The sequence below is a fragment of the Paracoccus sp. NSM genome, assembly GCF_052379855.1.
Lineage (GTDB): Bacteria > Pseudomonadota > Alphaproteobacteria > Rhodobacterales > Rhodobacteraceae > Paracoccus.
Map to the genome: position 1 here is coordinate 83,340 of NZ_JBQTCG010000001.1, position 21,415 is coordinate 104,754.

A 21,415-nucleotide genomic window follows, 5' to 3' on the forward strand; every position below is an offset into this window, starting at 1 on the left:
CCTTTGGCCCTGTCGCTCGGTCCTCACCATAGTCCCTCGAATCGGCTGGCAGCTGTTCGCGTATACCGCGCTGTGTGCCTTGGATCACGGTGGCCAAGATAGTCTTGGATCAGTCGTAGGTCGTATCCGCGATTGGCGAGCGCGAAACCGCAGGAATGGCGCAGCATGTGGGGATGGATATGACCGAGACCGGCCCGTTCTCCAGCCGCCGCGAGAACATAGTTGACGGCCTGCCGGGTAAGCGGCTGTTGCCGTTCCGAGACGAACAGCCAAGGCAGAAAGTCGTCACGTTGGCCGAGGCAGCGTCGGATCGCCCGTAGTTCGTCTCCCTCGACGGGGTGCTCGACGCTCAGCCCGCGTTTTAGCCGCGGCACCCACAGGCGGGACTGCTCCAAATCGACATGATCCCGGCGTAGGGCAATTGCTTCGGAAACCCGCAGCCCATGCCGGAACATCATCAGGACTAGCAGGTGATCCCGGGCACCGTGCCGGCCAGCCTTCGCGCACGCGAGGAGCTTATCGATCTGAGCAAGGCCTAGATAGTCCCGACCGCGCTCATGGGCATCGGCGGCCACATCTGTATCACTTTTGACATTTCGCCGTGTGGACATAGGTTTGGCGGATCCGCTTAGGTCAAGAAAGCATGCGTTCTGGTACACTCCGTCTGCGCCAACTCTTTACGAAAAGCGTATCCTGTAAAGAGTGAGTATCAAGGCTTATGGCGCGCCTCCTCCTCAGCAACGCGGTTCTTCAGTGCCTGCAGAATAAAATCCTCAATCTCCTTCACCCGCAGTCCGTGATCGAAGGCTAATCGATCCACAAGCTGGCCGATCTCGGGATTCTTGGGTCCATACAGCGCCCAGTCATCTAGGTCGTGACGGTCGGGATGGTGGCGAGGTGTCATCGCGCCCCTCTTTGCTCCGTGATGTCATCCTATCTAGGGAGCCTGTGCGCATCCGGCGTCAGCCGCGCCCGGCCCGACAGAACTCCTTGAATAGATTCAGGCGCGCTTGGGTTGTGCCGCTGATAGCTGCCCCTGGATGGCCGATCAGCGCTGCCAATCGCCTGTAGGCTTGCCACTCCCTCCAAACGGCATGTCCAAGCCAAAGGAACGCCGGCACAAGAAGCGCAGCGGATGACAGCCATAGGACTACTTCCCAAAGAAAAGCCTCCGCGACAGGGACCAGCATGGAAAACTTGATTTGGCCAAGAACGAATACGATAGCGCTGGTCGTATAGACGGATCCCGCCCGCCTGCTGTGCTCGATGGACCGCGCCCAAGCCCGCTCAAGGTCGATCTGCGCAAGTCCCCGGTCGACCGAATATGGCGGCATGCGATACCTCACTCTTTCAGCAGATCGACCCAGTGCCTGACATCCGGCATCCCGACACGGGTTCCATCCCGCAGGGCCTTCAACCACTTGGATATGATCTTGCCCTGGTTTTTCGGCGGCAGTGACACCTGTGTCGCGGCGAGATGGGCGCCAAGCTCCTCGACAAAGGCAGCCAAGGCTTCTTCATCCTCACCTTCGCGGGGCAGGCCTTGGCCTAGCAGGACCCAGTTCGGAGCAAGTCCATGGCATGCCCGGAGCTGGCGCAAGAGCTCCGCAGAGATGCTCCGCGTTCCTTTTTCATAGTGCTGGTACGAGCGCGGCGACACGTTGAGGCTGGCGGCGAAGCCTGCCTGTGTCATCCCAAGGCCCACGCGGATCAGGGCCAGACGTTTGCCGATGGCCATATCGCTATCGAGATCAGGCAATACAGAAGAGGGCTGTTCGGGCACAACTGTCTCCAAGGCAGACGTAACGACGAGCAACCTGCGCCCCGTAGGGCAAATGCGGAAACCCTCGGCGCAGACGCACTTTCGGACGTATCTCGACACCATGCAAGATAATTACGTTGATAAAGACGCGATCCTAGTGCTAGCTTTCTTGTGAACTATCCACTCAACTCGTCGGGTTCGTGCCAACATGTTGCGATCAACGCCAGAGGTGAACCTAGAACTGCACGATGAAATCAAGCGTGCGCTCAGGGCACAGCAGGTCACGCTGCGCAGCATTGCTCAAGAAGCGGGCTGTAGCCTCAGCATGGCCTCGATGGTGTCGCAGGGACACAGGTCCAGCAAGGTCGTCGAAGGGCTGATCGCAGAGAAGCTCGGCAAGAAGCCGGAGACGCTCTGGCCCGACCGGTACAACATAGAGAAGGAGCGCTGACATGAGCACCGGATAGAAAAGCGACCCCGAAAGCTGTCGCTTCCGAGATCGCCAATCGATTGGTCCTCGATAGGTAATCCTCCCGCGCCAGCTTCAAAAAGTCAAGCACGAGCGCTGCCACCGGCAGCGCCGCAACCCTTCTTGCCCTGAGACAGGAGGAGCGCCCTTGGGCGAATGGTCGTGCATGGCCATTCGCCGGGCCAACCAGCCATGAGCTATTCATCAGAGTCTTCGTTCAAGCGTCCCTTACCAAGCAAGGCGACACGCAAACCACCCGCCCGATCCAAGGCCAGCAGCCGCGGACACGTCACCGGCGGAGGGCCACCTTCCGGATCTCCGCCGCGTCTGAGGTACTTCGAAAGCAAGCGAGAGCAGGATGTGCTCTATCTGCTTCTGGCGCGTCCGGATGTTGTCGATGTCTGGGATCAGCCCGCGCGCATCTGCTATCACGATGCCAACGGCCGGAAGCGCAGCCACACCTTCGACTTCCTGATCACGCTGACCAGTGGAAAGCGCATTGCCATCGCGGTGAAGCCCGATGCGATCGCCGAGCGCCAAGGTTTCCGCGGAACCCTGCAGCGCATCCGCGCGGCAACTCCGCTCAGTTTCGCCGATGAGATCGTGCTGATCACTGAGAAGTCCTACTGCCCATCAGCCGCCCGAAATGCGCAGAAGCTGCACGATTTCCGGCGAACCCCGGACCACGAGGCTGACGGCTCTATCGAAACCCTGGTGCGGGGCCTCAGCGGGCCAACGACTATTGCCGAGTTGGTGGAAGCATCGGGACTCGGCGGTCGGGCGTTCCGCGCAGCCTTCAGGGCCATCTATGCCGGTATCCTGCGCGCCCTGGAGCCTGGCGACATTCTTCCCACGACCCGCATCATTCCGGAGGCCCTGCAATGACCCGTCATTTCCGTGTCTCTGAGGCGGACTGCCTCGAAATCGCCGGTACCGCGCATCGGCTCATCCGATCAGACAAGACCGGAACGATCTGGGCAAGACTTGATGACGACAATGTCCGTCTGTCGTTTACGGGTGAAGAGTTGCTCAGACTGCTCGCGGCGCCCGACACACGCCTGAAACGCGGTCAATTCTCTGATCAATCCGCATTCCTGAGGCTGCGGTGCGACTTCAGGTACCTAGCGACTCTGCCCGCGGAAGAACGGAGCCGCATTCTCTGGCAGACGACATGCGCCAAGTTCTTCCTGGAGGCGGAGGCGAGGGGCGACACCACGCGTTCGGAAGCCAGCGTCGAAGAGATCCTGGCAGAGCTCGAACAGCATGTGAACGCTGTGGAGCATAGCGGGCAGGATGTGGGGCGTACGCCTCGGGCCGGTCAGGGTTACATCACGCGCAAGTTCCCTTGTGCACGTACGCTGCTGGAATGGGCGCGCCTTTATGAAAGGGCCGGGCGAACCCCTCTCGTCTTCTTGCGCAAGCGTCGCCTTGGGCCAGCGTCACGCAAGCTGGTGGCCGAAGCTGAAACTCTGCTGGCAGAATGCGTTTTTGGCTACCTCGACCGAAACGAGCCCTCCCAGCAGGACATCGTGAATAAGGTCCAGGAACGGTTCAAAATCGAGAACAACGGGCGTGCCGAAGCCGGGAAGCCGTGTCTCCCATTTCCCTCCGCTCGCACCGTCCGGCGCCGGATCAAGGCGCTGGATCCATTCGAGGTCGTCGCCCAACGCAAAGGCATCGAGGCGGCCCGCAGGAAGTTCGGATTTTACGAGGAGGGTCTCATGGCGGATTATCCGTTGCAGCGCGTTGAAATGGATGAATGGCAGATCGATCTTGCCACGTTACTCGGCGACAGCGGCGCACTGGATGGGCTGGCGGCAGGGGATCGAGCGAAGTTCGCGGTTGGTCGGCGCTGGATCTATGTCGCCATCGACTGTGCCACCCGTTGCGTCCTGGGTTTCCGGATCGTTGCAACGCCGAATGCCCAGGATGCGATCCGCACGCTGAACCTGATCATTCAGGACAAGACACCAATCTCGCTGGCTGCTGGCTGCGTCAGCCGATGGGATCACTCAGGCGGCATCGGCGTCCTGGTGACCGATCAGGGATCAGCCTTTGCCGCCGAGATCTTCCGCATGGCTGTGGCCGACCTAGGCGCCACCTATGAGGCACCACCGGCAGGCGTGCCGAAGCTGCGGGCCCGGATCGAGCGCATCTTCCGAACCTTCGGTCAGCAGCTTGCACCGATGCTGATCGGGCGGACCTTTTCCAACCCGACCGAGCGCGGCGATTACCCATCCGAGCAATGGGCCGCGCTGACCGATGACGAGCTTGCAGAAATCTTCACGCTGTTCGTCGTCGACATCTACCATAATACGCCGCATTCCGGCCTGAAGGGAGAGACCCCGGCCAATGCTTGGAAGCGCCTGTCCACCGAGCAAGGCGTCACGCCGCCACCTGATGCCAATCAGCGCCGCGCGGTCTTCGGGATCCCGCTCAGCCGGAAGCTGGATCGGCATGGTATAAGGGTGTTCGGCGTCAACTACACCTGCCCGATGCTTCAGGAAGCACTGATGCGCGGTGCAGACATCGAAATCCCGGTCCGGGTCGATCCGGAGGATCTGACCCATATATCGGTCTGCCTGGGCCACGAATGGCATTCTGCTCTGGCAGTCTCTGAGGCCGTTCACGGGCTTTCGCTTGATGAATGGCAGACCATCGTGCGCGACCTGCGCACGCGCTTCAAGGAACAGGCCTCCTTGTCCGAGGACATCATCCGTGAAGCGCGCAGGAAGATTCGGGCTATCGATGCCCGGGCGCGGGAATTGCGGCGCATCCAGCCGCAACACCTGACCGCCGAGGCACTGAACCGTCTGGAGAGCAGGCTTTTCCTGGGCCTTCGTGTCGGGCCCAAAGCGTCCGCGGCTTCCGGCGACCTGGAGAAGCCGACAGGGCGGAAGCGCCCGAACCCCGATGATCTGCTGAGTGAGGTCATCGAGCCGCCCAACGCGCCGAAACCGCCAAGCGACGGCGGACAGGCAGGTCCAGTCGATCCACCTAAGTCCAGCGATGATGATGACTGGAGCTTCCATGGCTGATGGCACCCAGAATGGCATTCCGCAGCGCGTCCTCGCGCTGCGGAGCATGTTCTCGAAGAACCGCACCCATCGCGAACTCGACGAACGCTTCCGTTACCTTCTGGACCGACGCCGTACGGAACTGGAAGCTGGCGTGATCGCCGAAGCCCGATGCATCGCCCTGATCGGTGCGTCAGGCAGCGGCAAGACCACCGCGGCCGAGCACCTTTTCGCATCACAACCGGATCTAGTGCTCCATGATCCTCACGGCCCAAGGCTAGACGTCGCCAGCTTCCAGGTGCCATCGCCCGCGACCTTGAAATTCGTCGGTCAGACGGTTTTGGAAACACTTGGTTTCGAGCTCAAGCGGGACAAATCAGCTCAGATCATCTGGAGCATGGCCAAGGGGCATCTGGAAGCGCGCAGAACGTTGTTCCTGCATATTGATGAGGCGCAGGACCTCATGCGTCACCAGACGCCCAGGGAGCTCAACGCTGTCGTCAGCACACTGAAATCCCTTCTGCAGCACAAATCCTGGCCGGTGGGGCTGATCCTAACCGGCACCGCCGAACTGAAAACGCTGATCAATCACGATCCGCAACTGGCGCGGCGGGTCTATCCGATCGAGTTCGCCCGGCTGAATATCCTCCTGGACAGCGACCGCATCCTCAATGCCATCACTCGCTACGCCGACGCTGCCGGGATCGCCGTTTCTGCCGACATCCTCAATCCGGAGATCGCGGCACGTCTGGCCAATGCGGCGGATCGCGAGTTCGGCCTGATGATTGAGATGATCATCGCATCGTTGGAAGACGCCATGAAGGCGAGCGCTGAAGGGCTCTCGCGTGCGCATTTCACGTCGATGTTCCGCAAGCGAACCGGCTGCGTGGACGGCCTCAACGTCTTCATAGCCGACGATTTCGAAAGGATTGATGTTCGGCGACTTCTCGATGATGGGGAAGACACATGAGTGTTAGGATACTGGCCCTGACGCATGTTCCGATGCTTCGAGAGACACCCACTTCTTTCGTATCGCGCCTCGCTGTACTCAACCTGTGCCCGACAGCCAATGACTTCTGCCTCGATATTGGTCTCGACTGGAAGGCCGTCATCAGGGGTTCAGCGGTTGAGATCGACAAACTCGCGGCGCTTGCGGGAGCAGATCGTCGTGCGCTCCAACGCTACGCCCTGCGGACGGCCGGCCCCTCGCGCTTCCGGATCGGCAGGGAAACGGGAACGATCGCAACCATTCACAGGTCGCGTACAAAGATCTGCATCGAGTGTGTCGCGGAAAGCATGCACCGACATGGCCTTTCAGGCGCATTTCGTCGCGCCGACTGGCAGCTTGTCTCAATCAGAACCTGCGAGCGGCACGGGATCTGGCTCACCTCGCTGCCACACGAGACATACACGATCGCCAACTACGATGTCGTTCGCTGCATTGAACGGCATAGAACGCTGGTTGATGAGGCTAGCGACGGTGCCGTTTCGACCCCGTTGGAGGCGTACCTGAGGCGGCGGCTCGATGGTACCCGGCCTGGCTTGTGGCTGGATGCATTCCCGATGCATGTTGTTTCTCGCCTCTCCGAGATGCTGGGCGCCCGTTTGGAGTTCGACTCCATGGTTCGTGCCGTCGATTTGACCGAGGAAATGCTGCATCGAGCAGGGGGATCCGGTTTTGCAGCAATTAAGGATGGCCCTGCAGTACTAAGACGCAATCTTGAGGGTTTGAAAAGCGATGCGATCCGCAAAGGTGGCTTCCAGCATGCCGCCGATCTGGGGGTCTTTTACCACTGGCTGTCAGCAAGCCGAGCCCCGAAGGAACTGCGACCGATCCAGCATATCGTCCGGAGTTTCATCATTGAAACCTATCCCCTCGATCCCGGTCGCGCCATCTTGGGCCAGGCAGTCCATGAACCGAAGGTGCTCAGCCTGGAGCATGTGCGGAAGCGCCTCGAGATGCGCCCTGAGCGGGTCGTGCGGTTGCTAAGGCAGGCCGGGCTTCACGACACCGATCTGTCGCGCGGGATCAGCGTGGAAAAGGTTTCGCAGCTCGAGGCCTATATCCGGCAGTTCGTCACCACGACGGAAGCGGCATCCATCATAGGATGTCATCCAAGTCAGCTTGCACAGCTTCAGAATGCCGGGCTGCTTATCGCGCGAGAAATGGAGGAAGGCGTCCATCGCCTGCATCGCCGTGACCTTGATGCGTTTCTGCGAGCAGTTGCAAGTCTACCAGAAGTGACGAAAGCCGGTGCATCTCGAACGCTCTGGAAAACCTACAACTACGTGAAATGCTCGATCGCGGACATCTGCCGGCTGCTTTTGGACCGGCGGCTAGAGAGCGCGTGTCGGCTACCGGGCCCTCCAAACCTGTCCACGGTGCTCGTGGATCCGGAAGAGGTGCGACGGCATCTCATCATGGAGGCACCTGACGATCCACCCGCCAAGGAGACCGCCAAAAGGCTGAGAACCAATCAGCAAACCCTGCACTACCTGGCGAGTCAGGGTCTCCTAAAGCTGAACCGGCGGCGGCATCCTGTCACGCGCAGCATCAGATGGTATGTCGAGCGTTGCAGCTTGGAGCAGTTCGAGAAACAGTTCTTCACGGTCGGTATGCTGGCAACAGAGCTGGGCGAACGTCCCGGCCCCTTGTCGAAGCGGTTGGAGGCGTTTGGGATCAGGCCAATCTATTCAGTACCGAATGTCAGCCGCGTTTATCACATCAGTGTCGTCCGGGAGGTGCTCAAAATGCGCGATCTCGCAAAAACCCTCAATGGGCATCGACAGATATAGTGGCTAGTTGTGCCGTTCATCCGCTGGATCTCACCATGTGCCCAAGTTTGGTATCGCCAGCCTCTGCATGGTTGGTAATGATGTCCTGTATTTCCCCCGGCTTGAACGCGACATCCCAAGCCCATTGCCCGAAGCCTCCACCTGCGTTTACCGCCTTCACCCACTCCTTCAAAGCGTCTCTCTTGGCCTTGTTCTGGGGGCTGTCGGTGCCCTTGATCTCAAGCGCAAGATTGGTTCCGTTGGCAAGGCGAACAAGGAAGTCTGGAACATATCGGCGCCGCGAACCTGCCCACAGGTAGTAAATCTGGAAGCTGAGATGATCATTCTTGGCATAGGTGATGACGTCTTCGCGCTTTTCGAAGATGTTCGCCGCGTGTCCTTCCCAGGACGAATCTCCGACCAGATGGCTTATGTGCGACTTGGTGGCCGGAAAGCACGGCTTGGTGGTGTACCATGTCCGCATCTGCCCAGTGGCACCAATCGGGTTTTCTTCGTCGAATACCGGCGTCAGGCGTTCCGTGTTTTGCTCGGTCACAGTGCGGAGAACATGCTGGACGACAAGGTCGATGTTAAGCGCAATCAGAATCCGCCGTCGCAGTGAATCAGAGTGGAATAGCGAGGGGATGTGAAGGTGATCGGAGTCAAGGAACGCCTCGATGATCCTGACCAGCTGCGCTGCGAGATATTCTTGGCTTCCCGAAAAACCGTGGCTGAGCTCGGTAAAAGCCTTCCGCGCTGCCTGAAAGACGATTCGTTGGAGACGGAAGCCATCGGGCAGCTTCTCGAGATCGATGGCAGTCACCTTGCCCAGGTCAGTCGCGCCGCCAAGTGCGGGAGCCAGCTCCGCGCTGATTGGCGTGCTGGCAGGATCGAGCACGAGCGGCGTCACCTTGGTCCAGTCCATGGCCAGCTGCGGTCTCACAACCGTTTCAACCCGCAGGACGTTTGGCCAGCGAAGTTCCAGATGAGCGCGGTCGGGCACGACTTCGATCTGGGTGGTCGGCTTTGGAGGCGGCGGAGCCTCCCCGGCCTCGCCTGTTTCCGAGATGGAAAGCGGCACACCGAAAACATTGACGTATTCCGGTAGGAAGAGACCATTCTCGTCCATGTCATGGGACACCCTACGCAATCCGCGCCCGACCACTTGCTCGCAAAGCAACTGAGAGGTGAAAGCTCGGAGGCCCATGATGTGGGTGACGTTTTTGGCGTCCCATCCCTCCGACAGCATTGCAACCGATATGACGTTCTGCAGGTCCTGTCCGGCCGCTCCCCGCTTTCCGACGTTATCCACGATCTCGCGCAGCATTTCTTCTTTCTTCAGCGCGCGGAACTGCTGCCGGCGGGTCTCCGGAATGGTCGCGGCGTCGATGATTGCCTTCAGCCGTGCCTCGTAATCCTTGTCGGAGGTCGCGGTCTCGCCAATCTCGGCCTTCTCCAGCACCTTGGAATCGACGCGGAGGGTTCTGGTCGGTGCGTGCAATTCGGGCCAGTGCGCATCGCCTTTATTGAAGTATGTCTCGATGCGAGCTGCGGTTTCTGTGCGGTTGCAGACCGTCAACATCACCGGCGGGGAATGATGCCCGGTCTCCCGCCATTGCGCCAAGGCTGCCCGCCAGTCGGCGCCGAGCAGCGTATAGGCGTCTTGGACGAGCTTAGGCAGCGCCTCATGAGGTTCAGCCTTGCGGTTCAGGTCCTCGGAAACGGCCGGATCGCGGTAAATGTGGTAGAGCTTGGAGCGCAGCGTCCTTGCGTCCGGGACAGCATCGTCGCGCACTACAACGCGAGGGGTCTTGACCAACCCGGCTTCAATCGCGTCGTTCAGGCCGAAGTCGGAAATAATCCAGTCAAACAGCGCAGTGTCGGTGCTCTTCTTTCCGGTCGGCGCAAAGGGCGTGGCCGATAGGTCGAAACAGCGCAGGATGCGCCGAGTCTTATGGATGCGATCAAGGCCTTCGATCCAGCGCGTTGCCTCGTCGAGATCGATGCCATGCTCTTCGGCGTGCTTTTTGCTGATCTTCACCTCGGGCGGTTTGCGATAGGCGTGGTGGGCCTCATCGTTGATGACGATGATGTCCTTGTGCGTCGCCAGCTTCCCTAGCACGCGCCGAGTGTAGGCCTCGTCGGACTCGCGGCCCTTCTTGACGACAGAACGGTCCGCTTCTTTTAACGGCATCAGCGTGTGCCAGTTCTCGATGAGAACCTCAGCCTGATTAAGCCGCTGCCGCAACGCCTCGGAAGGGCAGAGGTTAAACTCGTCGTAGTAGCTGCCATCCCGAGGGATCAGTACTTGCAGACGTTCTTTTACGGTCAGGCCCGGCGCCACGATGAACACGGCACGGCTGAAGTCCTTGTTCCGCTTCGGATAGGTCAATGCGTTCAGGACCTGCCAAGTGATGATCATCGCCATCACGGTAGTCTTGCCAGCACCCGTGGCCATCTTGTTGCAAAGTCGTTCCCACGCCCCTCCGTCACCGGGGACTGCGATGCCTTGCTTGTAGGCCTCAGCCCCCTCGACCCACCAGATCAGCGTCTCGATCGCCTCGAGTTGGCAGAAATAAAACGGATGCTGCCGTGCTTCCTTATCATGCCAATGGTCGAGCAGCTTGCGCGTAACAATAGTGACGCCTGGCCAGCCATCCTCCCGCCACTGGTCCACGCGCGCCCTTATCACGTTGACCAGATCCAGCACCTCGGTGCGTTTGGTGTTATTGCGGGCGTCGAAGACCTCGTAGCTTGCCGGGCGCCGCTCGGGCTTGATTTCCAGCTTGCCGCCTTTGCCCTCGACCCAATGCTGTTCCGGGCATTCCCATGGCTTGTTGATGATCAATGACATTGCTCAATCCTCAAGCGGAATAATCTTGAGAGACTCGATCCCACGGTCGTCCACGATTTTCACCGCTATCCGCCGGTTCTCGCCCGCCTCGAAAGGCAGCGAGACGGTGCCGTGGAACTGCTCCAGCAGATCCTCGTCCAATTCCGCGCGAACGGTCTTGCGCAGGCGGTTCCAGCCGCCCTTCGCATCCGCCATGGGAAAGAACACCTGATGCGGCATCAGCGAACGGTTGTCGTAATCCACGTCCAGTGACCACATGGCGATCTGCGACTTGCCGCCGGAAACCAGATCTCCCTTGCGAGGGTCGAAGTAGTCGAAGCCGTTCACCTCAATTTCCCACATCCCGTCCTTGCGCTTGCGCAGTTCGACGTCCGGCTGGCCCATCAGCCAGAAGGACTGGTTCGAGGTGCGCTTCTTCTTAAGGTCCTCGGTCAGCAGATCGGTGTTCATCTGCGCCTTGAGCAACGTGACGCCGGGCCAGTTCACCTCGTCGATATCCTTCGCTGCTTCGGGGTCAAAGGTGAAGGCGCAGAACAGGATGAATTTCGGCGACGGGCGCAGCGTTTGCGCCTCGTCCAGTGCCAGTTCCACCTGCCGCTGCTCAAGCGCCGCATGCTTGGGGCCGAAGCTCACGACCACGCGTTCGCCCGTCTCGGCCAGGGATCCGCTGGCATGGATATACTTGAGGCCCGGCAGGGTCTCGAACTCGGCGAAGCGCAGCATGGCACCGCCCTTGCCGCGCACGCCGGTCTTGAGCAATTCGTCGCGCCAGAGCGCCTGGCGTGATGTCTCACCGGAACGGGCGATGGTCTCGTCAGCCTCCTGCGGAGGCATGCTCTCGTCCAGCGACAGGACGGTTGGCGCCGGCACCGCCTCGACCGAGAAGGGCCCGCAGATGCGCAGCTTGTTCGGATCCTTGCGGGGCTTGTCGTAGAGCGTTTCCTGCTCGGCATGGTCGGCGATGGACTGATCCATGCGGCGCTGCATCGCCTGCCGGGCGGTGTGGAAGGCATCAAAGGGCGCGCGGGCAGAGGCCGGCCAGAGCGGACGGTTATCATTATCGAGCGGCCAGTCGAAGGGCACCTCCCATTCGTGCAGGCTGTCGCCCTTGGCGAAATCCACCGGCTTGCCCTTGCGCACACCTTGCGCGGGCTTGAAAGGCTTGGGCGCATTGGCGGCCAGCACGGCGTTGAGGTCCGCCAGCGCCGCCGCAATCCTCGGGTGATCGTCGTCATGGATCGTGTCGATGTCGGGATTGTTGGCGATGCTTTTGAGGGTGATGTGCGGCACGGTTTCATAGTCAAAGCCGCCCGGCAGCCCTTCTGTCGGATGGCGCAAAGCAAAATAATCGAAGCTGGCGGTCATCAATCGCTGCTTGGCCAGCGTGATCGCCACGCGGGATGTGTCGCAGGTGATCCAACGCCGCCCCCACTTCTCGGCGACAAAGGCGGTGGTGCCCGAGCCGCAGGTGGGGTCGAGCACCAGATCCCCGGGATCGGTGGTCATCAGGAGGCAGCGTTCGATGACACGACCAAAGGTTTGAACCACATACATTTTGTCGGCGTTGTGGCCAATGATCGTGTCTTCCCAAACGTTGTTATATGGAATAACGGGAAAGTCGTCGAAGAAACGGACATAACGAATAGAATTGGTGCGCGAAAACAGCCTTCTGCTTTTCTTTAAACGGGTCAATCCGCGGAGATCGGTCTTAAAGGTTCCCGCGCCAGGCGAGACGGACTTTCCTTCGAAGTCAAATTCTCTCAGGTCACCGCCCTGCGCTGGACGCTGGCTCGTGATGTCGCTCAGTGTAAAGAGCCGCCCGCTCTTATCTCCGGTTCTAAGCGGTCGCCTGAACCCTTCGCTGAGTTCAATGTTTTTGTAGTCCGTGGCACCAGTCTCACCCGCCACCTTCTCCTGATAGACGGGACGGAACTTTAGCTTGTCCTTTGACTTCGCAAACCAGAGCAAGTGATCGGCAACGACGGATAGAGCGTCAGACGAAGAACTTGTCGTTTTTTTGAAAATAACCTGAGAAATGAAGTTATCGACGCCGAAAATCTCCTCCATCAGCTCACGAACGTGATGGACGTTCTCGTCCGAAATCTGCACGAATACCGAACCGCTTTCGGTCAGCAGTTCCCGCGCCAGCATCAGCCGGTCGCGCAGATAGGTGAGGTAGGAGTGGATGCCGAGTTCCCAAGTGTCCCGGAACGCCTTGATCATCTCGGGTTCCTGGGTAAGGTCGGCGTCTAACCGGTCCTTCACATCGCGCTTGTTCGTGAAAGGCTGAAAGTTCGACCCGTATTTGATGCCGTAGGGCGGGTCGATGTAGATCATCTGGACCTTGCCGCCCATGCTCTCCTTGGTCAGGAGCGAATTCATCACCAGCAGACTGTCGCCCGCCACCAGTCGGTTCGACCAGCCCTTTTCGTGGTGATAGAAATCCAGCGCCTGGCGCAGCGGCAGATTTTCAAACGGGGCCGCGAACAGGTCAGGCTGCCGCCACTGCGTCGGGGCGTCCTTGCCCTTCAGCCGCTTTGCGGCATTGGCAAGGATCGTCGCCGGGTCCACTCGTTCATGAACATGGAGCGAGACGGTATCGACCTCGACGCTCGTCCGCTCCGCCTTGCCGGTCCAGTTAAGATAGGGTGCCTGCAGCCGCTTCAGCTCCTGCAGCGCGTCCTTCATCCGCTCGGGATCGTCGCTGGCCAACGCATCATCTATCAGCTTTTCGATGCCCGCCCGCGCAGAGTCGAAGTTCAGCACCGGGTCGAGATGCGGATCGTAGGCCCAGACCGTCTTGTCACCATCCGGATCGGAGCCAGCATGAACCATCCCGACCTCGGGGTTGTTTACCCGCGTCGCACCGTGTCGGTAGCTTAGCACCTGCGCCGGCCCGTCCGGCTTGCGCGCGGCCTTCTTCTTACTGCTAACCCGTCCTTGGCGCGGCGTAGCGTCCTCAGTGAGCGTCAGTTCGAATCCATCATCTTCATTATCTTGGCTCTCGTTCAGGTCGTCTTCACCCTCGTCGTCCGGATCGTCGGAGATGCGGAAGATCGACCCGCCACGTCCCCGTCCACGCCCCAGCACACCCTCGCCGATCAGCGCGTCACGCGTAGCGACATAGTCGTCGTCGCTCAGTTCGGGAATTTGCTCTCGCAGCAGCGCCAGCATGGCGCCATTGCCGATGGAAGAGCCGTCTTCGGGTATCAGGGTCAGGATCAGGTCGGAAATGTCGGGCATGGGAACCGGAAGCTCGCGAAAAGGTCTTTTTCCTAACCTATCGGGCCAGTTGCCTTTTTGCACAGGGAAATCAGAGCTATCCAGCACATCATTTGTGGCACGGAAGATTGGCAGCAGCCGTGAGCGTCTGAGCAGCCACGTGGAGACCGTGGCTGCTTTCCCATCATACAGCCCCCGATGCGTCCATAGCCACCGTTCGCCGCGAAGAAAGCTTAATTGGCAAATGAGGTGGCAAGACTGAACCGCCTGACTGCTATGCCATTGATATCCAAGCGGCGCTGAGGAGAACTCCCGTGGCAATTCACACGTGTTCTGTGGCACATAGTTCTGCCTTTTGTGTCAGGCGGTCTGCCTCTCTAGCTTGTCAGCTTGACGAAAGCGGACGGTCAGAGATCGGCGCAGCATCGACGCGAAGAGCCCTTAGCTGCCGGTCAGCCCGACTTGAATCCCTCACGGGGAAACCTGCGCTGATCTCACTCTTGAAGTGCTATGCCGACGGGTCAAGGGGTCGGGACACCCAGCATTTCGCGAATGGCACGCGCGGTTTCACCCGAAGCGACCGCGCGTGCCGTTGCCCGCTCCCGCTCTGCCGCTGTCCGCTCCCGCTCTAGCTGTGAAAGGTGTACTGCCAAAAGGCGTGGATGGAGTTCCGCAGTATTCTCAACTTTGTCTGCGGCCAAAGCAGTGACTGCTTTCAAGAAGTATTCCTTGCGGGGAATGTTAGGTCTGTGTACAAGGTCGCAAAAAGGGATGCAAATGGGCAAGCTCACCGGAAAAATCATTGAGGCGCGAGCAGTAGAGAGCGCGAACGGAATGGCGTTGGTTGGGCCAGAGTTGAAGCGCCTTCGTATTCTGTCGGGAATGACTCAAGGTCAGCTCGCTGAGCGTATGCAAGTGCAGCAGGCTGCCATTTCTAAGATCGAGAAGGGTGGCGAAATCTACCTTAGCACCGTGAAGCGATATGTCGAAGCTCTCGGTGCTTCGCTGCAATTGAATGCTCATTTTCCAACCGATGCACCCATCTCTGCGAGGCTTCACAGCGCACACTTCGATGTCGAGCAAGGTCATGACGATCAGCTGGTTTTGCCTCTGCTCGCAGACGAACCGTTCAAACCGCAGCGGGACGTTGTTCTGTCGATAAAGCCAATATATTCCGAGAAAATTCTTGCAGGTCGAAAAACCGTCGAACTGCGCCGCCGGTTTCCCGTCTCTGCGCCCAATGGGACGCTCGCTTATATCTATTCAAGCTCACCCGTCAAAGCGATGGTTGGTACGGCCTCGATCCGGGATGTATTGAAACTGCCCATCGAGCAGATATGGACGGAGTTTAAAAAAACAGTATTTATCGAGCGGCCCCTTTTCGACAAATACTTCGAAGGCCTCGATCACGGCTATGCGCTTGTCTTCGAAGATGTGAAGTCATTTTCTCGTCCATTACCGTTGCACGAACTTCGCGAAAGATTTGGATTTGAACCACCCCAATCTTTTCTTTACGCCAAGCGTGATCTAAGAAAGGCCCTTCGAGATGAGCCAGCAAGCGTATCTCATTGATACGAATATCCTGATCGGGCTTGAAGACAATCACACAGTAGAAGCGGCATATTCAAGGTTCCACGCTCTCGCGTTGACCCATAAGGTCGACATCTATGTACATGAGGCTGCGAAAGATGACATCGCGCGCGACAAGAAGGTCAAGCGCCGTGAGATTTCTCTCAGCAAGATCGCCAAATACCGTCTGCTGAAGAAGCAGCACGGGCTGTCGCATGCAGACCTGGATGCCACCTACGGTCCGCTGAAAAAGCCCAACGATGTTGTCGATGCGACCCTGTTGCACGCGCTTGAGGGCGGAGCCGCAGACTTTCTTGTGACCCAAGACAAGGGGCTGCATCAACGCGCGCAGAACCGGTCCCCGGACCTTGCCCGCCGAGTCCTGTTTGTCGGCGACGCAGCCGAACTGTTGATCCAGACCTATGAACCAAAAAAGGTTCCGATCCGCCACGTTGGAGAGGTCGAAGCTCACGAGATCAACAGTCAGGATGTTTTCTTTGACAGCCTTCGCGACGGTTATCCCGAGTTCGATGACTGGTGGCGCAAGAAATGCGTCAAACAGCATCGGCCCTGCTGGGTCGTCTACGACAACGACCAACTTGCGGGATTGATCGTTCGTAAAGATGAAACCGCGGCCGATACAGATGCGGTCACAAAAGCTGAAAAAATCCTAAAGATCTGCACATTCAAGGTGGCACCGCAGAGTAGGGGCGTCAAGCTGGGTGAGTTGCTGTTGAAGCAGGTTCTTTGGTACGCACAGAGCAACGGATACGACCTGGCCTACCTAACGACTTATGAAGATCAGGCCGCCCTCATGGACCTGCTGGAGTTCTACGGGTTTCGTAACGCCGGTAAGAATGCCAATGGCGAATACATCTACGAACGAGATTTTTCTGCGAGCGCCTTGGCGCGATCGACGACCAGAACAGATTTCGAGCAGGCAAGGGAGAACTACCCCCGGTTTGTGCTTCACGATGAGGTACTTGGTTTCGGCATCCCTATCCAAGAGGACTATCACGATACGCTATATCCTGACCTATGGAAGCCGAAACAGCCGGACCTTTTTGGGGGCGCTTCACGCGCCGAGACCATCACACGCCCCGGAAACACGATCCGGAAGGTCTATCTTTGTCGCGCGCAATCAAACCTGGGTCCGGCAGGATCGCTTCTGTTCTTTTACAAGAGTGCGTCTAATAACCCACCTTCGCAAGCGATCACGACACTCGGGGTGCTTGAAAGCGTCACGTTGGCGAAATCCACGAAAGAACTCATGCAACTGACTGGTGGTCGATCTGTCTATAGTGAAGAGGAACTTGACGGATGGGAGGCGACGCCACAGAGGCCAGTCAAAGTCATCAACTATCTTCTGGTATCATACATCGAACCAGCGGTTTCTCTTGATGAGTTAAGGGCACTTGGGATTGTAAAGGGGCACCCGCAGCAGTCAATATACAAGCTCCGTCATGACTTAACGAAACAACTTGTTCAGCGCGCTGGCTTGGAGTTCGAAGTATGAGCCAGAAGATCGTTGCGTTTACCGGAATCTCTGGCGTTGGAAAGACGACGTTCCTAAAGAAACTGGCGAAGAATGTGCCTTTTCAGCACCTGTCAGGTGGGAGCCTAATTGCCTCCGCTCGTTAAGCGAATGCAGATCAGCGAGACGCGATGCGTCATGCTGATCTTGACGAAAACCAGCAGCTTCTTATTAAAGGTTTTTTTGTCGCCTGTGATCCGCACGCAGAACTGGTGATTTTGGACGGTCATGTCGTCATTGATGGCGGCAACAGTCTGACTGAGCTGCCGTCAACGGTTTTCCGCGCGCTAGGAATATCACGTATGGTCCATTTGGAGGCTGATTCAGACTGGGTCGCAGCAAACCGTTCGCTCGATACTTCACGCTCGCGGCCGACTTACCCATCCGAAACCCTGGACCAGCATCAATCGACATCTCGCAACCATGCAGCTTCGATAGCTCGTGAACTCGGCATCGACTTTCATAAAGTGGCGCATAATGATGTAGGCGAATTTGCGACAACGCTGTCAGGGTGGAGAGATCTATGACAAGCGGATTCTCGTGACCCACTGCATTTGTGGGACGGTGCTTGTTTTCGGGCCTTGGCTGCGGATCGCATCGAAGTCCGCTATGAGAGCCCAGCACGATGCTGCATCTGCGAAGGTGCCGTCCATGCTGCGGCCTGACTGAATGTCGCTGATTGGGCTTTTGCGTCGATGCTGCCCGTCAAGCGAGAGGCTGCTTTCCAAGAGATATGGTGATCGCGGGCACCGCGATCGCTGATCCAGGTGACAGCCGCGCCTCCGCTTCGCTCTGGCACGACTGACGATCTTTCATTTCGTTTTCCGCCTGCCACCCGGCCGGCGATCTGAACACGGGCTCTGGTGCCGCTGCGCGTCAGCCTCCACGGAGAAATTCGGTTCCTCCCACGCGCAAGCGCGCGGGTCCCTCCCAATTTCACCGCTCCGGCCCCGTGTGTCAGATCACCGTCCGGCCGCAGGTCGGGCTGCACCCACCCTGCTTTGCCCTTCGGATGACATGAAGTCATCCAAAGTGAAAAGCAGCGATGGCTTCGCCACTGGCGGAAGCAAGAAGGAGCGCCACGATATGTCGGACCGGATCAAAACACGGGGCAGAGCATGGGCTGTGGCCCATCAGAGGCAAACCTTTGTGACAGGAAAGGCAAGCCCGCCTTCGCATCGGGAACAGGCCCCACTGATTTCCCGCAATTTTCCCCACCGCTAAAGGCAGAACTATCTGCACCCTGCCAGAGCGGCTTGCCACGGTCGCTTGATATCCCGAAATTTCCCCTTCCTGCATCCGGATGCCTGCGCCGCGCCCTGTCGTGGCCTTTCGGTTCGTGGCCTTTGCCGGGGATCGCGGGCGCGCGTGAAACCCCTCTGACGATCCTGCCGTAACTTCCCCCGGTTCTGGCCCGCTAATTGCAGCAAATTCGACGCGTTTCGGCGGTGCCGGGCAAGGCTTTCTTCATGGCTTCCGGGCAGTTTCGGCAAGCATGCAAGATCAGGACGTTGGAGATTGGGGATGGCGCAGGTGACGACGCTGGCCATGTGGGAACAGGTTCGGGTGGATACGCGGCGCGTGGCGGGAATCGTCAACGAGCTGGGCGAGACCTCGGCCCGCAACGTGATCGAACTGGCACTGGAACAGCTGGCGGCCAAGCTGACGGCAGTGGATCAGGCCCTCGACCGGGGGGAACTGGCGCTGGCGGTGGCCGATGCCGACCGTGTGGCGCGGCTGGCCTGGCAGATCGGCCTGCTGTCGCTGGCCGGGGTGGCGATGGATCTGGGCTCTTGCGCGGACAGGGGCGACCGCGTCGCGCTGGCGGCGGTCCAGGCAAGGCTGATGCGGGTGGGCAACCGCTCGCTGACGGCGATCTGGGACCGGACGGCCTTGGCCTGAACGGGCTGCCTCCACCCCCTCGGGGTGGGGGGTTGCGGGTCGGGGCGCAGCCTGTAACGTGGCGCCGAACCGCGAACGGAGCCTATGATGACCCCTGAATTCGCCCCGGCCTCGGCCGATACGCTTCCCTTGTGGCCCTTGTGGAAAGGCCAGGACCTGCCGACCGAGGCCGGCGAGTGGCCCCGCGCCTGCGGCTTTTCCGCCCGCCCGGGCGAGATCTGCCTGCTGCCCGGCGCAGGTGGCGGACTGGCGGGCGCATTGCTGGGTCTGGGCGATCCGGCCGAGGCGGTGCGCGATCGGTTCGCGCTGGCCCGCGCCCATGCCCTGCCTGCCGGGGACTGGCACCTTGCCGCCCTGCCCGAGGGCCTCGACCCCGAGGAATCCGCCTTGGGCTGGCTTCTGGGCCAATACCGCTTCACCCGCTACAAGGGCAGCCCGACCCCCGGCCCGCGCCTCGTCTGCCCCGAAGGCGTCGATGCCGACAGGCTGGTCGCCATCGCCTCGGCCGAATTCCTGACGCGCGACCTGATCAACACCCCCGCCAGCGACATGGGCCCCGACAAGCTGGAGGCCGCCGCCCGCGCGCTTGGCAACAGCATCGGCGCAAGGGTCGAGGTGATCTGCGGCGCGGCGCTTGCCAAGCAGAACTTTCCGCTGATCCATGCGGTCGGCCGCGCCTCGGCGGTGGAACCGCGCCTGATCGACATGCGGCTTGGCGACGAAGGGCCGCTGCTGACCATCGTGGGCAAGGGCGTGTGCTTTGACACGGGCGGGCTGAACCTCAAGCCCGGCGCCTCGATGGGGCTGATGAAAAAGGACATGGGCGGGGCTGCAACGGCGCTTGGCCTGCTGAAGATGCTGGCCCTGACCGGCGCTGCGGACCGGATGCGCATCCGCGTGCTGATCCCGGCGGTGGAAAACAGCGTGGCTGGCAATGCCTTCCGCCCCGGCGACGTGCTGGCCAGCCGCAAGGGACCAAGCGTCGAGGTGAACAACACCGACGCCGAGGGGCGGCTGGTCCTGGCCGACGCCATGGCCTACGGGGCCGAGGAAAGCCCCGACCTGATGATCACGCTGGCCACGCTGACGGGGGCGGCGCGGGTGGCGCTCGGCCCCGATCTGCCGCCCTTCTACTGCGACGACGACGCGACCGCCGAGGCGCTGCAACAGGCCGGGATGCAAGTCGGCGACCCGATCTGGCGGATGCCCTTCTGGGCGCCCTATGAATCGCAGATCGAACCGGCCATCGCGGATCTGGACAACGCGCCCTCGGGGGGGATGGCGGGCTCGATCACGGCGGCCCTGTTCCTGCGCCGCTTCGCCGAAGGCGCCGGCCGCTACGCGCATTTCGACATCTACGGCTGGCAACCCACCGCCGCACCGGGCCGCCCAAAAGGCGGCGTCGGCCAGGGCGCGCGCGCGATCCTGGCGGCCCTGCCCCGGATCATCGCATGAGCGACCGCCGCCTGACCGCCGCCACCGACCGCGTGGCGCTGACCAGCCTGCGCGGCGTGCTGGACCGCCCGGAATGGACCGACGGCCAGCCCGCGCGCATCGCCCGCCCGGTCACGGACCTGCTGGCCCGCCCCGACGGGCCGCGCGACCGCCAGCTGCTCTGGGGCGCGGATGTCACCCTGATCGAGACACGCGGCGCGCATGCCTTCGTGCAGGCCCGCGCCGACGGCTATTGCGGCTGGATCGACCGCGCCGCGCTGACCCGCGACCTGCCCCCTCTGACCCACCGCGTCACGGCACCGGCCACGCATGTCTATCCCGAACCCGACATGAAGACCCGCGAGCAGAACAGCCTCTCGCTCGGCAGCCGCCTCGCCGTCACCACAATCCGCGACGGCTTCGCGGCCCTGGCAACCGGCGGCTACGTCCCCGCCCAGCATGTCGGGCAAGGCCCCGCCCCCGACGCGGTCAGGGTCGCGGAAAGCCTGCTGGGCACGCCCTATCTCTGGGGTGGCAACAGCCGGTGGGGCATCGATTGCTCGGGCCTCGTGCAGATGGCGCTGACCGCCTGCGACCGCCCCTGCCCGGGCGACAGCGACCTGCAACGGGCGGCGTTCGCGCCCACCGACCGGATCGAACGCGGCGACCTGCTGTTCTGGCCCGGCCATGTGGCGATGGCCGTCTCGGCGGACATGATGATCCACGCGACCGCCTGGGCCATGGCCGTCATCCTCGAACCCATCGCCAACGCCATGAGCCGGATCGAGGCCGCAGGCCAGGGCCCCTTCCTCGGCGCGCACCGACCCTGACAGCCCTTTGCCTTGGTCCAAATATCCCGGGGGGAGTCGCGGCACGC

Annotated in this window: 15 protein-coding genes and 1 pseudogene; 11 read left to right on the top strand and 5 right to left on the bottom strand. The window is 60.4% G+C overall.

Annotated features, from left to right (window positions below):
- Positions 1 to 23: 23 nt before the first annotated feature.
- From ACTZWU_RS00425 to ACTZWU_RS00435, 3 genes are all read right to left on the bottom strand, one after another.
- Positions 24 to 575 (bottom strand): tyrosine-type recombinase/integrase, encoded by a 552-nt coding sequence (locus ACTZWU_RS00425; RefSeq protein WP_444735375.1) that lies wholly within the window; start codon positions 573 to 575, stop codon positions 24 to 26.
- Between the two features lie 134 nt (positions 576 to 709).
- Positions 710 to 904: a hypothetical protein gene (locus ACTZWU_RS00430; RefSeq protein ID WP_444735376.1), complete on the bottom strand. Its 195-nt coding sequence runs from the start codon at positions 902 to 904 to the stop codon at positions 710 to 712.
- A gap of 438 nt (positions 905 to 1,342) precedes the next feature.
- A complete protein-coding gene (locus ACTZWU_RS00435; protein ID WP_444735377.1) occupies positions 1,343 to 1,816 on the bottom strand; it encodes a helix-turn-helix domain-containing protein in 474 nt (157 codons plus the stop codon).
- Between the two features lie 175 nt (positions 1,817 to 1,991).
- Here ACTZWU_RS00435 and ACTZWU_RS00440 point away from each other — a divergent pair, with 175 nt between their 5' ends.
- The 5 genes from ACTZWU_RS00440 (at position 1,992) to ACTZWU_RS00460 (ending at position 8,044) form a co-directional block, all read left to right on the top strand.
- A complete protein-coding gene (locus ACTZWU_RS00440; protein ID WP_444735378.1) occupies positions 1,992 to 2,213 on the top strand; it encodes a helix-turn-helix domain-containing protein in 222 nt (73 codons plus the stop codon).
- A 378-nt stretch (positions 2,214 to 2,591) separates the two neighbouring features.
- On the top strand, positions 2,592 to 3,116 hold the full coding sequence (locus ACTZWU_RS00445; RefSeq protein WP_444735379.1) for a TnsA endonuclease N-terminal domain-containing protein: 525 nt from the start codon (positions 2,592 to 2,594) through the stop codon (positions 3,114 to 3,116).
- Positions 3,113 to 5,269, top strand: a complete 2,157-nt coding sequence (locus ACTZWU_RS00450) for a Mu transposase C-terminal domain-containing protein (protein WP_444735380.1) — start codon at positions 3,113 to 3,115, stop codon at positions 5,267 to 5,269. Before ACTZWU_RS00445 ends, ACTZWU_RS00450 begins: the two co-directional genes overlap by 4 nt.
- On the top strand, positions 5,262 to 6,218 hold the full coding sequence (locus tag ACTZWU_RS00455; protein WP_444735381.1) for a TniB family NTP-binding protein: 957 nt from the start codon (positions 5,262 to 5,264) through the stop codon (positions 6,216 to 6,218). The genes ACTZWU_RS00450 and ACTZWU_RS00455 overlap by 8 nt, the downstream gene beginning before the upstream one ends.
- 32 nt (positions 6,219 to 6,250) lie before the next feature.
- The gene (locus tag ACTZWU_RS00460) at positions 6,251 to 8,044 is read left to right on the top strand and encodes a TniQ family protein (protein ID WP_444735382.1); all 1,794 of its coding nucleotides are present in this window, start codon (positions 6,251 to 6,253) and stop codon (positions 8,042 to 8,044) included.
- 16 nt (positions 8,045 to 8,060) lie between these two features.
- On the opposite strand, the gene ACTZWU_RS00465 is transcribed toward ACTZWU_RS00460, so the two are convergent.
- Positions 8,061 to 10,877, bottom strand: coding sequence for a BPTD_3080 family restriction endonuclease (locus ACTZWU_RS00465; protein WP_444735383.1), 2,817 nt, complete (start codon positions 10,875 to 10,877; stop codon positions 8,061 to 8,063).
- A 3-nt stretch (positions 10,878 to 10,880) separates the two neighbouring features.
- A complete protein-coding gene (locus ACTZWU_RS00470) occupies positions 10,881 to 14,120 on the bottom strand; it encodes a site-specific DNA-methyltransferase (protein WP_444735384.1) in 3,240 nt (1,079 codons plus the stop codon).
- A 756-nt stretch (positions 14,121 to 14,876) separates the two neighbouring features.
- On the opposite strand from ACTZWU_RS00470, the gene ACTZWU_RS00475 reads away from it, so the two are divergent.
- The 6 genes and pseudogenes from ACTZWU_RS00475 (at position 14,877) to ACTZWU_RS00500 (ending at position 21,368) form a co-directional block, all read left to right on the top strand.
- Entirely contained in the window at positions 14,877 to 15,671 is a 795-nt protein-coding gene (locus ACTZWU_RS00475) for a helix-turn-helix domain-containing protein (protein WP_444735385.1), read from the top strand.
- Positions 15,646 to 17,184, top strand: a complete 1,539-nt coding sequence (locus ACTZWU_RS00480; protein ID WP_444735386.1) for a GNAT family N-acetyltransferase — start codon at positions 15,646 to 15,648, stop codon at positions 17,182 to 17,184. Before ACTZWU_RS00475 ends, ACTZWU_RS00480 begins: the two co-directional genes overlap by 26 nt.
- A pseudogene (locus tag ACTZWU_RS00485) lies at positions 17,181 to 17,729 on the top strand (ATP-binding protein). The gene ACTZWU_RS00480 and the pseudogene ACTZWU_RS00485 overlap by 4 nt, the downstream one beginning before the upstream one ends.
- A 997-nt stretch (positions 17,730 to 18,726) precedes the next feature.
- Positions 18,727 to 19,104: a hypothetical protein gene (locus ACTZWU_RS00490; protein ID WP_444735387.1), complete on the top strand. Its 378-nt coding sequence runs from the start codon at positions 18,727 to 18,729 to the stop codon at positions 19,102 to 19,104.
- Positions 19,105 to 19,191: 87 nt separating this feature from the next.
- Positions 19,192 to 20,559: a leucyl aminopeptidase family protein gene (locus ACTZWU_RS00495; RefSeq protein ID WP_444735388.1), complete on the top strand. Its 1,368-nt coding sequence runs from the start codon at positions 19,192 to 19,194 to the stop codon at positions 20,557 to 20,559.
- Positions 20,556 to 21,368 (top strand): C40 family peptidase, encoded by an 813-nt coding sequence (locus tag ACTZWU_RS00500; protein WP_444735389.1) that lies wholly within the window; start codon positions 20,556 to 20,558, stop codon positions 21,366 to 21,368. Before ACTZWU_RS00495 ends, ACTZWU_RS00500 begins: the two co-directional genes overlap by 4 nt.
- Positions 21,369 to 21,415 lie beyond the last annotated feature (47 nt).

Coding starts and splice junctions, on each gene's coding strand:
- ACTZWU_RS00450 (WP_444735380.1), top strand. CDS start 3,113: ATGACCCGTCATTTCCGTGTCTCTGAGGCGGACTGCCTCGAAATCGCC.
- ACTZWU_RS00430 (WP_444735376.1), bottom strand. CDS start 904: ATGACACCTCGCCACCATCCCGACCGTCACGACCTAGATGACTGGGCG.
- ACTZWU_RS00500 (WP_444735389.1), top strand. CDS start 20,556: ATGAGCGACCGCCGCCTGACCGCCGCCACCGACCGCGTGGCGCTGACC.
- ACTZWU_RS00475 (WP_444735385.1), top strand. CDS start 14,877: ATGGGCAAGCTCACCGGAAAAATCATTGAGGCGCGAGCAGTAGAGAGC.
- ACTZWU_RS00465 (WP_444735383.1), bottom strand. CDS start 10,877: ATGTCATTGATCATCAACAAGCCATGGGAATGCCCGGAACAGCATTGG.
- ACTZWU_RS00470 (WP_444735384.1), bottom strand. CDS start 14,120: ATGCCCGACATTTCCGACCTGATCCTGACCCTGATACCCGAAGACGGC.
- ACTZWU_RS00495 (WP_444735388.1), top strand. CDS start 19,192: ATGACCCCTGAATTCGCCCCGGCCTCGGCCGATACGCTTCCCTTGTGG.
- ACTZWU_RS00490 (WP_444735387.1), top strand. CDS start 18,727: ATGGCGCAGGTGACGACGCTGGCCATGTGGGAACAGGTTCGGGTGGAT.
- ACTZWU_RS00460 (WP_444735382.1), top strand. CDS start 6,251: ATGCTTCGAGAGACACCCACTTCTTTCGTATCGCGCCTCGCTGTACTC.
- ACTZWU_RS00480 (WP_444735386.1), top strand. CDS start 15,646: ATGAGCCAGCAAGCGTATCTCATTGATACGAATATCCTGATCGGGCTT.
- ACTZWU_RS00455 (WP_444735381.1), top strand. CDS start 5,262: ATGGCTGATGGCACCCAGAATGGCATTCCGCAGCGCGTCCTCGCGCTG.